Here is a 12,418-nt window from a genome sequence, read left to right as displayed (position 1 = left end):
GAGGTTACTCCGTAAGGGATTATGGACTTCATGTAACAGTTGGAGTTGGCTTAATCGCCCTGGCGGTTGCTATATATCGCCCAAACTATCATAAATTATATACCATGTTGGCATTTCAAGAAGCTCTAAGGTCGTTATTTTATATCCATTTTTTTAGCTTGATATGATGCTACTATAAAAACCACCTTCCAGTTAAGTGTCTCAAAAGGTAAATTGGCCTTTGTCCACACAAGCGCAACTGGATCTGTCGAGTTTCAACAATATATTTATTACACAAAACCAGAAAGAAGATTCCGTCTTCGTTTACAGGAAGTATCGCGCTTACAGAAATGAGGACAGATCAAAAGGTCATGGATTGGAGCAGCCCTACTTCTAATTTTTATATCCTCTAACCAGGTAGTGACGATCGCTCAATTACAAAGCCTCGCTATTGCAAGTGCCCAGAGGCTATTGGGTAACACTCACAGCCGTAGTTGCCCTCAAGCCCAACTTTGGGGTCACTGCCATGTTAGTGCGACCTACGCTACGGCATCTTCATCACTCTTGACACTCCCAATCTTGCGGTAGTGTTAGGGTCAAAGCTTTGACTGCAAGGGTCAAAGCTTTAATAGACGCTGCCGCAGCGGGATTGCAATTCGGCTTCAGACACTCCGAAACTTTGTTGCCGACAAAGCAGAACCTGGGCAGCACGTTGCTGGGCATAAATTCGATGCGTAAACCAGCCCAGGGGTGCGCCTGCAAGGATGCCGAGCCCAAGGCCGATCAGCAGGCTGGAAACCAGATTTTTCCTAGTGATGCGCTTCGCGCTACGCTCAGGTCTAACAGTTGTATCTTGCATATAGCTCCTCACTCAGAATGACTACTCTTAACAACAGCAAACTCTAAATTGATCTGCCATCTCTCCAATTGAGGATATCCTCTACTCAGAGTGACAAAAGAGGGATAATCTGCATATTCCGCAAGGAGTGAACCACCTATCCGTAAACCAGGCGTCTAAAGCAAACTTTTTTTGGCAAAGTATATTCAGTAAATTGCTGTCAGAGCAATTACAAACTCTGCTCCTTGCCCTTCATCAGAGAGACAGTATAATTGTCCTTGATGGCACTCGACAACAATTGAATAAGAGATTGATAGCCCCATACCAATTCCTTTGCCGACTGGTTTCGTCGTAAAAAAAGGCTCGAAGAGATGCTCTTTTACCTTAGAAGTCATACCGGGACCGTTGTCACGAATGCGAATAATAACGCGGTCAGAAAAAGATATTTCAGTGCTTATTTCAATATAAGGTATGGAGGTTGAAGTAGAGGATTGAAAATTTAAGGCTGACTGCATCTGCTTGCCGCTACTCCCAATTCCTTCCAAAGCATCGATGGCGTTACTAAGGATGTTCATAAAAACTTGATTGAGCTTACCAGCATAGCACTTAATCTTAGCAATAGAACTGTAATGTTTGATGATTTTAATTTCTGGACGCTCTAACTTCGCTTCGAGACGATTTTGCAAGAGCATCAGGGTACTATCGATTCCTTCATGAATATCGACTTCCTTCAGTTCTGCTTCATCAAGACGCGAGAAGTTCCGCAATGCCTGAACAATTTCGCGAATGCGATCGGCTCCAACTTTCATCGAGTTTAACAGCTTGGGTAAGTCAACAGCCAAGTATTCCAAATCTTTGTCTGCGATCGCAGTTTCCAGTTTGGCACTAGGATAGGGATACTCTTGTTGATAAAGCTCTACCAATTCCAACAGGTCTTGAGTATACTCATGAGCAGGGGTCAAGTTCCCGTAGATAAAATTTACCGGATTATTGATTTCATGAGCCACCCCTGCAACCAGTTGTCCCAAAGAAGACATTTTGGCATTCTGAATGAGTTGAGATTGGGTGCATTGCAGTTCGTGAAGAGCTTGCTGAAGTTGCTTTGTCTGCACGCGCAATTGAGCTTCAGAAGATTCCAGCGCCTCACTAGCTCGCTGACGTTCAACAATCTCAGCCTCCAAATTGTGGTTGAGCTGCCATAACTCCTGAAATTTCTGCTCTAAACTACTCGCCATGACTTGAAAGTTGCCTATTAAGAGATCGATCTCGGTTACCCAGCTCTGAGGCCAATGGATATGCTCTCGATCGGACAAGCGATCGGGAAGGTTAGTTGTGACGCGAGCGAGTTTAAGCAGTGGATCTGTAGACCAGTAGCTGACAATCGTTGCTAAAAGCAGCGCCAGGGCAGTAATAATCCACAGGATGCCTAATCGACTAATGTACGGCTCTTGTACATCTGTAACAAAAGGAGCAGCAGGAATAGCAATGATTAATTTCCAAGGTAAGTTGTTTCCAATCGTTGTTTCTTCATAGAAAATAGACTTTTTCCAACGCACGACTAGAGGCATATTCTTACTAACGGGTAACCATTGAGTCATTGTGTGATAAGTTCCTCGTACAGAGCGAAGTTCTCCTCCTTGACGAATATCAAATGGGTGCAGAAATTTCTGGTCTTGCTTTGTACTGGCCAGTATATTGTTTCCTGCATCGACGAGAGTAATCTGGAGGGGCTGCGTTTTAGCCTTCCTATGAAAAAGCTGATTAGGATAGGCCAGAGCGAGGTTGCCGGATACCAGTCCTTTGAAATCTTTACCCTTCTGTATCGGTACGCCCAGAGCGACGACAGGTGTTTTAGAGACAGGATCTATCTGAGCATCCATTAAGTAAGGTTGGCGGTCAGTTTTAACACGCTTAAAGAGTGGAAGATTACTAATATTTGAGCCAATTTGAGAATGAGGTAGGCTGCTAGGATAGGCAGCAAGAATGGTGCCAGTTGCATCAGCTACTTCCATATTTTGAAATTGAGACAGAGAACGTTGCAGCAATTCTACATTTTGTTGCAGCTTAGATGCCGAAGTATTTTCCAAGTCTGCCACAAACTGCGCTAGCTCCTTAGCCGATCCAAGAGATTGTTGATACCACTGCTGCACTTGGGCTGCCATATCTACAGAGAGTACCTGAAGGTTTGTTTGAATTCTCGTTTCTATCTCACGAACGGCTTCCTGTGAGTCCATCATCATTAATGTAAGAGATGGAAAAAACACAAAGGCAACTAACAAATTCAGAAGGATGTTTCGCAAAGATAGGGTCGTTCTGACTCCTTGTAAACCAGTCCAGTTTTGCTGCGAGCAACCGAGGAGCAACAGATTAGCAACAAGAGCGTTAAAAATGCCGTTGATAGACTGTTTAAACATTAACAGCAAAAGTTGGGTCAGATCTACAGGTAGAAATGTGGAGTAAATAATTACAACCATAGGCATACCCACTAACAGCCAGAACATTCCATCCAACAGCAGTATGTTCTGGTTGTGCCGACGGAGGAACAGTCCCACAAACAGAGTTTCACAAGTGAAGATGATAATGCCGAATGGATGCTCCCAAGCAAAGTAGGTGTAACTGCTGGCAATGAAAGCTGCTGCTGTTCCCCACCAAACTCCATATATGCGTACAATAATCAACGTAGCTATACTGCCAAAGAGAAAATCAACTCCAAAGAAAATTGGAAAACGAAAGAAATTTCCCGTAAACCCTGCTGCAATTAATATAACCAAGAGCAGCCTTGCTTTCAGATGAATGAGTGTTTGGTTAGGTTCTAATAACCATTTCTTAAAATGAAGTGCTTTCATAGGTTTTGCTATTTCGGTCTACCTACTACACATCTACACTGACTGCTGCGGTTATTTCTTATTCGTCAACAATACTTAAACTGGAGTTCCCCCGCAGGGTGAACTCCAGTTTAAATGAGATTAAAACTGAGCTTATTGAGATTAAAAGTTATTCTTGACAAGATGCGTTTGCCCTGGAACATTGGATGCGCTGACCGCCTCGTCAGTTATCACTCCTCAGTCTCCGACTGTTGGCCCAAATACACCTCAATTACACGCGGATCGTTCTGCACCTCCTCAATAGTCCCTTCGCACAGCACCGAGCCCTCGTGCAGCACCGTCACCTTCCGAGCAATTTGGCGCACAAATTCCATATCGTGTTCAATCACCACAATGGAATGACTTTGGGCTAAAGCGAGTAGCAACTCCCCAATGTTATAAGTTTCTTCATCAGTCAAACCGGCGACGGGTTCATCAACCAGCAACAAATCCGGCGACTGCGCCACTAACATCCCAATTTCTAAACGTTGCTTTTCCCCATGAGAAAGCAACCCAGCTTTGAGATCCGCTTTGGCACTTAAGCCAATTGTTTCTAACAAACCTGCCACAGTCCGTTGTTCGCTAATAGAGAGACTCCCAAACAGAGTTGCAAACACATTTTTATTGCGGTTGCAGGTAAGTTCCAGGTTTTCGCGGGGCGTCAGGTTGAGGTAAATTCGCGGAGTTTGGAACTTGCGACCAATTCCCAAACGAGCGATTTGATGTTCGGAAAGGCGTTGAGTATTTCGCCCTTTAAACATCACTCGTCCCACAGTTGGTTGCACTTTGCCGGTGATTACATCCAGGAAGGTTGTTTTGCCAGCACCGTTAGGGCCGATCACTACGCGCAATTCCCCGGCGTCCATACTGAAATTCAGGTTATTTAACGCCTTAAAGCCATCAAAACTTACCGTTACGTTTTCAGTTTCTAATATTTTTCCGCTCATGGGTTATTAGCCATTGGTCATTGGTCATTGGTCATTTCAGATTGAATTTCAATCTAAAATCTAAAATCTAAAATTGCCTAATCCTCAGTCTCTAATTCTTCCCGTTCGATCTGTACTTCTGGGTTTTCTTCTAGGCTGGGATATGTGACTGCGTACTTGCGGAGTCCAAATAGCGATCGCATTTTTTCAATTCCCTCAGTTCGCAGCCAACCCACCACACCATCGGGAAGCACCGTTACCACAATTAGGAATAGTGCGCCTTGGAAAAATAGCCAAACTTCCGGGAATTGTTCGCTCAAAATACTCTTGCCAAAATTTACTGCGATCGCTCCCAGCACCGCGCCCACCAAACTAGCGCGACCTCCCACCGCTACCCAAATCACCATTTCGATCGAAAAGGCGATATCCATCGCTTTCGGCGAAACCAGACCAGTTTGGACTGTAAACATAGCACCCGCAATACCAGCCAAACCAGCAGAAACCGCAAACACTAACACTTTAAAGCCCGTGGGGTCGTAACCTGAAAAGCGAGTTCTCGGTTCATCATCGCGGAGAGCAATTAATAAGCGTCCAAACCGTCCGCTTGTCAACCACCGACAGAGAGCATAAGCACCTGCGAGCAACAGCACTGTGAGCGTGTAAAAACCAAACTGCGTTTGATTATTGCTCACATTAGCTCCCAACAAAGTTTTGAAATCCGTTAAACCGTTGGTGCCATTGAAAAGTTTTTGCTGACCGTTAAAAAAGTTGAAAAATACAATCGTTGCTGCTTGCGTCAAAATGGAAAAATAGACACCCTTGATACGGTTGCGAAATACTAGATATCCAAGTATTGCACCTAGCACTGATGGTATAATAAATACACCTACCGCAGTCAAAGGGAAAGAATAAAACGGTTTCCAAAACCAAGGCAATTCTGTTACCCCGTAAAGGGTCATAAATTCCGGTAATTGAATGCTGGCATCGGCGGGAATTTGCAATTTCAGGTGCATGGCTAGGACATAACCGCCCAGTGCAAAAAACACACCATGACCCAAGCTAAGCATTCCCGTATATCCCCAGATTAAATCGATGCCCAGGGCGACAATTGCTAAAGCTAAAAATCTCCCTAACAAGCTGACGCGAAATGCTTGCCCTAACACTGTTAGTAGTGGTGGCATTATGAATATGAGGATGAATGCGATCGCAGCGACAACACCCGCTTCAATTAAGAGCGATCGCTGCTGTTGAGTGAGCGATCGAGGTAGTTGCATGGGAGAGTGGGATAGTGGCACAGTAGTAGAGTGGGAAAATTGTTTATTTCTTGCTTTTCCCCTTTCTGACTTTCTGACGCGAGGATAGTGGTATATTTTCTGATTTTCCCACTTTTCCTCCTCAGACATTTCCTCTTTTTCCGGGGATATTGGCGGAGGAGATGCGGATATCTGCTCACTGATATGCGGTGAGACTGCTTGTTCTGTTACCTTTTCCCTATCTGAGTTTTTTTCGCCACTTAAATTGGATATTTCCAGATTTTTACCGTTCTCTTCCTGCGGTATTTCCTGTTCTTCTAATGGCGGTATTTGCGGAAGAGATGCGGATATGCGATCGTTGATATCTACTGAGACTGCTTGCTCTGTTACCTTTTCCCTATCTGACTTTTGGCCGCTATTCAAGCTGGTTATTTCCCGATTTACCCCATTTTCTTTCTCAGGCATTTCCTGTTCTTCCAATGGGGAGATTTGCTCAGAAGATGCAGTCATTGACTCATTGGGATCTGTTGATACTTCCTCCGCTCTCTCCTTCTCCCCTTCTGACTTTCTGACGCGAGGAAAGTGGTATATTTTCCTACTTCTCTCGTTCTCCTCCTCTTTCATTTTTCCAATCTCCCTTTCTCTTGATCATCAAACCAACTTATTTGTTTTAAAACTCAAAACTCTTTAAGCATCAACCGTTCGTCCTTTTTGTGGGAATATTCCCGCCGGTCGCACTTGCAGAAACGCAATAATCAGCGCAAATACCATCACTTTTGCCATACTCGTTGTGGCAAAGAAATTGAAAAAATCAACCAGAGGCGGGATCGGGGCTAGCAGCGAAGCCAAAGTTCCCGAACCGATAATATAATTGAGCGTACCGATCGCCATTGCCGCTACAATACTACCCACCAACTTACCAACACCGCCCACAACCACAACCATGAACGTATCCACAATGTAGTTTTGTCCCGTGTTTGGCCCCACAGAACCCAACAAACTCACAGCACATCCAGCTACCCCAGCTAAACCAGAACCAAGCGCAAATGTGAGAGCATCAACTTTTTGAGTTGGAATACCAAGACAAGCACTCATAGTGCGATTTTGGGTTACGGAACGAATTCGCAATCCCCAGACAGAGCGTTGCAAAAATTGATAAATACCGACAAGGCAAATAATCGTTAATGCCATGATAAACAGCCGCGCATAAGGCAGTTGAAAATCCCCCAAAGGTAAACCGCCACGCAACCATCTTGGTGCAGTTACATCAACATTTTGAGCCCCAAACCAGGGTTTGGTGACTGCGAGTTTAAAAGTTTGACTTAACAATGCGCCAGTAACCGCAGAAATCGCTCCCGAAAGCAATAACATCACCGCTATTACCCAATTGCGAATTCGCTCAAAATCCGGGCGTCTAGACAGAATGAACAAAGCACCAAAAAATAGGATGCAAAACAGAGCAATGTCAATTACCAGCACCCAACTTACACTGCGGACAAACTGCTGCAAAATCAGGCTAACTCCCCAAGTCGCCAGCAATGTTTCTAAAGGTCGCCCATAGAGATACCGAATCACTCCCCGTTCCAAAATTAATCCTACAACAGCCGCCACCAAAAATGCCATAGGCAGAGCAAACAAGATATAGATTTCAAACAAAGGGCCACCGATAATTTTGAAACCATTTTGCACCACAAATGTTGTGTATGCTCCCAGCATCATTAATTCGCCGTGAGCCATATTAATCACACCCATCAAACCAAAGACAATAGCTAGTCCCAGCGCTGACATTAATAAAACCGCGCCTATGCTAATGCCGTTAAATATGCCATCAAATAATCCTGCTAGCACACCGTTACCTCCCGCGATTTTATTCTCGTTCCCAGGCGGTCGCCTGGGAACGAGTAACACTGCCCACCTTACTACTACTATTTAAATTTTGTACTTACCTCCTTTGGCAGGATCGGACCAGTCACAGGCATAGCCCTTGGTATCAGCAACGTATTGATTCCAAGGAATTGGCTTAACGGCTTCCTTGCTGGCATAAACAATCTTAAACAACCCATCTTCCGCAATCTCACCAATCCGCACAAACTTGGACAAGTGATGGTTATTGTCTAAGGTCACTTTACCTTCGGGGGCATTAAATGTTTGGCCTAAAGCAGCTTTTCGCACTGCTTCTAGATCCGTTGTCTTAGCTTTCTCAACTGCCTGTTTCCACAGATAAACCATGATATATGCTGCTTCCATCGGGTCGTTGGTCACCCTGTCAGCACCGTATTTTGCTTTGAAAGCGGCCACAAACTTTTTGTTTTCAGGTGTATCGACAGTTTGGAAATAATTCCATGAAGCGTAGTGACCTTTGAGATATTCAACACCAATTGCTTTGACTTCTTCTTCAGCAATACTTACAGACATCACAGGATATTTATCTGGCCCTAATCCGGCACCCTGCATCTGTTTAAAGAAGGCAACGTTACTATCACCATTGAGTGTGTTAAAAATGACTCCGCCCTTTGGCAAAGCTTGTTTTATTTTGGTGATGATGGCGGTGACTTCTGTATTGCCCAACGGTAAGTAATCTTCACCAACGGTTTTGGCACCTTTGGCTGCTAGCTGCGCTTTGATAATGGTGTTGGCGGTGCGCGGAAACACATAGTCCGAGCCAACTAAGAAAAATTCTTTGCCCTTATTTTCCAACAACCAATCAACTGCTGGCTCAATTTGCTGGTTGGGGGCTGCGCCGGTGTAGAAAATGTTCTGAGAACACTCCTGGCCTTCGTATTGGACAGGATACCAGAGCATATGTTTCTTTTCTTCAAAAACCGGCAATACGGCTTTGCGGCTAGCAGAAGTCCAACAGCCGAAAATGGTGGTTACTTTATCCTGCTCGATCAGTTTTTTGGCTTTTTCTGCAAAAGTCGGCCAGTCTGAACCACCATCTTCGACAACTGCTTGAATCTGCTTGCCCAAGAGGCCGCCAGCTTTGTTGATCTCTTCAATTGCCAGCTGTTCGGCATCCACGACACTTTTTTCGCTAATTGCCATCGTGCCGCTGAGAGAGTGTAAAATTCCCACTTTGATGGCGTCTGTTGCAGCAGTGCTAGTAGTTGCTACGGGAGATGTGGTTGCTGTTGGACTAGCTGGAGTGGATGTAGTCGTTGGGGTGCCGCCACAAGCTTTGAGAAGAAGACTGGTTCCAAATGTGGCTGAACCATACAAGAGAAATTTACGCCGATTAAATCGCTTTGCCATGCCGTTCACTACTCCTTGCACAATCAGCTAAATGATAGATACACTTAGCGGACATGATATACTATTACTCTTTACGTTTAACAATAAGTGTTGGCTGATACAAAAAATTAAGTTGTTGGCAAAGTTTATTTTTATAAGGGAAATGATGAAAACCCCGTGTGTGAGAGGCCGGGGAGTGTCATATTAAGATTTTGGCTGGGCTAGGGTGGCTGGAAGAGGCGATCGCGTACCGACACCATAATTTTGCTGTTTAATCAATAGCTCCAACTTGGCAACGCGATCGCCTGGTGCGGGGTGGGTTGACAAAAACGCTAAGTTAGTATTTCCTTTTTCCATCAACCGGGCGAAAAAATCTGTCGCTCCTGCTACATGACCGTAAGTTTGCTGCAACAAAGTCAAACCGAACTGATCTGCCTGAGTTTCTTGAGATTGGGAATAATGCGATCGACTCACAGCTTCCACACTAGCAGCAGCAGTCGATCGTAACCAATCGGCATCACCGATAAAATAAGCGATCGCTATTTTCAGCAGCAAAATTCGCCCCAAACTGCGTAAATGATCCCGATGAGCAAAATGACCTAACTCATGCCCCAACACCATCATCAACTCATTTTCAGATTTCGCCCCTGCCACTAAACCAGAGTAAATGACAATAGCATCCCCCGGTAGCGCCAAAGCATTCACCGTAGAATCTGGAACATACAACACTCGATAATTACGTTCCAGTCGCTGCTGTGCTGGCAATTTAGTTTCCAATCTTTCCAGCAATTGATTCAGCGTATCTTGTGCAGGAGAAGGTTTAGCTAACCGTTCAAAACTAGGAATAAACACAGCACCTAACTGTCGTTCCGCACTGGGAGGAATCCATCCAATTAAATTATCCGCTAATAACCCCAGCAACCAAATGACGCCGATCATAAACCCAACAAACAGTCCCAAAAGAGTTAGTAACTGGCGGTTATTGGGCGGTGGATTGCGACTGCTGTAAGGGGGTTCGCTTGGAAAAGAAGAAGACATTTAATTACTCTTAGTTGGGCGGAAAGGATTTAAGAAATTGATCAGACCGTAAATCTCGCGAGACTGAATCCATAAGCGTCCGCGACCCTTGAAGCGACAGACCAATCCCTCACCGCCTAAAATACCAGTTTTTAGCCCTCTAAAGGACAATCCACCCAGCATTTCAGCCTGGTAATTTAAAGTATCTTCAAACGCCACAATGTAACCAGTATCTACTACATAATCACCGTCTATAGGAATTTCTACAATTGCTCCATAGGAACTAAACCAAATATCACCTTGACCAGTTGCCCGCAACAGAAACAAAGATTCACCGCTAAAAAATCCTTTAACTCCTTGAAACTTCGTATCAATTTCAACGGTTTGACTAGCAGCAACAAAACCAGAAGATTGAATCATCAAAGCATTACCATTGAGATAGTAATGCTGCACATCTCCAGGAACCCCAGGCGAAAGGTATAACTGCCCAGGTTTTCCTTCAGCAGTAAACTCGCTCACAAAAAACGACTCACCGCTCACCATTCTACCAATACCTTTCATTAAACCCCCTTTTACTTTCGATTTCATTTTAATCCAGGGGTCCATTGCCGCCATTGCGCCAGATTCAACCAATACTGTTTGATTTGCCTTCAAGTCCAGACGCAGAGAAGCATAAGCAGGCGAATGCTCAACCGTGTAAACAATCTCATTAGTCATTAGTCATTAGTCCTCGATCATTAGTAATTGGTCATTTATCATTAGTTATTTCAGATTTAAAATCTGAAATAAAAAATCTCAAATCGTAAATTATCTACCTTATCTTGGCGGTAGCTGAGAGCCAACCAAACTACCGAAAGCCCCTGGATTATGGGTTTGGCAAAAAACTTTGCCCTGACCTTGAAAATGACAAACTAATCCTTCTCCACCTAAAAACGCACCCACCCAACTAGAACCTGACTTGGTAATTTTAAAGTTCAGACTCTTTTCAAAAGCAACAATATGTCCGGTATCAACAATATATTCACCATCCACGTCTACTTCATAAATACCACCGAAGGAAGTGAGCAATACAGAACCAAAACCGCTGATATTTAACCAAAAAAGTGATTCGCCTGAAAATAAAGATTTAAAGCCTTGAAATCCCAATTCAATATCAACATCTGATTCGCTAGCAAGATAAGATGTTGACTGCACGACTAAACCATTCCCCGTCATTTGATATTGCAAAATATCTCCCATTAGTTTGGGGGCGAGAAATACTTCGCCTCCAGCGGTAGGAGAACGAAAAACACTTAAAAATAGGGATTCACCACCAACTAAACGTTTAAGTCCGCCCAGAATTCCTCCTCCTTTGCCTTGTCGCAAAGTGGTGCTGGCATTAATGAAGCCGCTCATGGCAATCATGCAGCCAGCTTCTGCAACTAATTCTTCTCCGGCTTTCAAAGTAACGCGAGCGATCGCGCTATCCGGTTGATGCAAAAGTTCTACATTCATTTATTGACAACCTCAACTTTTAAAACACTTTCGGACGTAAATACTTAACCAAACCACCAATGCTGCGAGACTGTAAATAAATCTCTCCTTCCCCCGAAAGCCGATTTATTAATCCTTCGCCTGATGTTACAGAACCAATCAAGCCACCAGCCATCCCAATATTCATCTTAATTCCCGGATCGTAGGCAACCAAGTGAGAAGTATCGACAATAAATTCACCGTTGATGCGTTTTTTTGTAATACCACCATAAGCACCAAAAAACACCTGACCGTTACCCTTTAATTTCAGCTTAAACAGCCCTTCTCCTGATAGCCAACTTTTAAAACCTGCCCACTGAACGCTCATTTTTACACCAGGACTATGGGCAATATATGCACCCGGTTGAAAACAAATTTCCCGCTCGCCTCGCAGTTCGATACAACCAATGTCGCCAATAGCTGATTGCGTCAATACTAAATTTAAAGTTTGCTGAGTTTGATTGGTAAATACATTGACAAATAAGGATTCACCACCCAAAAATTTTTTAAGCAATCCTGAGAAAAAGCCACCTGAAAATTCGGTTTTCATGGACATCTGACCATCCATACTCGTCATTGCTCCTGCTTCAGCTGTCATACTCTCACCGGGACTGAGAGTAACAAAGATAGCAGCAAAGGCTGGTTTATAGCGAATTTCATATTTCACTGGTAAATCTTCTCCTTTTGGCAGATATAGCAAAGTGCTGAGTGCTGAGTGCTGAGTGCTGAGTAAAAACACAGTCCCCGCCTTACTTTGCGCCTGTAATACTGTCCTAATCGCCTTGGCAACTGCTATAC

The 12,418-nt window shown here is 44.1% G+C and carries 10 protein-coding genes; all 10 read right to left on the bottom strand.

From position 1 onward, the window contains the following. Positions 1-604 precede the first annotated feature (604 nt). On the bottom strand, positions 605-838 hold the full coding sequence (locus tag LAY57_RS21610) for a hypothetical protein (protein WP_249068913.1): 234 nt from the start codon (positions 836-838) through the stop codon (positions 605-607). Positions 839-1,023: 185 nt separating this feature from the next. After that, positions 1,024-3,663, bottom strand: coding sequence for an ATP-binding protein (locus LAY57_RS21605; protein ID WP_249068912.1), 2,640 nt, complete (start codon positions 3,661-3,663; stop codon positions 1,024-1,026). A gap of 209 nt (positions 3,664-3,872) precedes the next feature. After that, positions 3,873-4,628 carry an urea ABC transporter ATP-binding protein UrtD gene (urtD, locus tag LAY57_RS21600; protein ID WP_249068911.1) on the bottom strand — a complete coding sequence of 252 codons (756 nt, stop codon included), beginning with the start codon at positions 4,626-4,628 and terminating at the stop codon, positions 3,873-3,875. A 77-nt stretch (positions 4,629-4,705) separates the two neighbouring features. Next, on the bottom strand, positions 4,706-5,881 hold the full coding sequence (gene urtC, locus LAY57_RS21595; protein WP_249068919.1) for an urea ABC transporter permease subunit UrtC: 1,176 nt from the start codon (positions 5,879-5,881) through the stop codon (positions 4,706-4,708). Positions 5,882-6,547: 666 nt separating this feature from the next. Continuing rightward, entirely contained in the window at positions 6,548-7,708 is a 1,161-nt protein-coding gene (locus LAY57_RS21590) for an ABC transporter permease subunit (protein ID WP_249068918.1), read from the bottom strand. An 81-nt stretch (positions 7,709-7,789) separates the two neighbouring features. Next, complete coding sequence (urtA, locus tag LAY57_RS21585; RefSeq protein ID WP_249068910.1) at positions 7,790-9,112, bottom strand: urea ABC transporter substrate-binding protein; 1,323 nt, start codon at positions 9,110-9,112, stop codon at positions 7,790-7,792. Positions 9,113-9,295: 183 nt separating this feature from the next. Continuing rightward, a complete protein-coding gene (locus LAY57_RS21580) occupies positions 9,296-10,129 on the bottom strand; it encodes a M48 family metallopeptidase (protein ID WP_249068909.1) in 834 nt (277 codons plus the stop codon). Further along, positions 10,130-10,825: a TIGR00266 family protein gene (locus LAY57_RS21575; RefSeq protein ID WP_249068908.1), complete on the bottom strand. Its 696-nt coding sequence runs from the start codon at positions 10,823-10,825 to the stop codon at positions 10,130-10,132. A gap of 99 nt (positions 10,826-10,924) precedes the next feature. Continuing rightward, positions 10,925-11,602 carry a TIGR00266 family protein gene (locus LAY57_RS21570; protein WP_249068907.1) on the bottom strand — a complete coding sequence of 226 codons (678 nt, stop codon included), beginning with the start codon at positions 11,600-11,602 and terminating at the stop codon, positions 10,925-10,927. A gap of 19 nt (positions 11,603-11,621) precedes the next feature. Then, complete coding sequence (locus LAY57_RS21565; RefSeq protein WP_476727020.1) at positions 11,622-12,359, bottom strand: TIGR00266 family protein; 738 nt, start codon at positions 12,357-12,359, stop codon at positions 11,622-11,624. Positions 12,360-12,418 lie beyond the last annotated feature (59 nt).

The sequence above is a fragment of the Argonema antarcticum A004/B2 genome (assembly GCF_023333585.1).
GTDB classification, from domain to species: Bacteria; Cyanobacteriota; Cyanobacteriia; order Cyanobacteriales; family Aerosakkonemataceae; genus Argonema; species Argonema antarcticum.
This window is presented reverse-complemented; position numbering and strand designations above follow the sequence as displayed.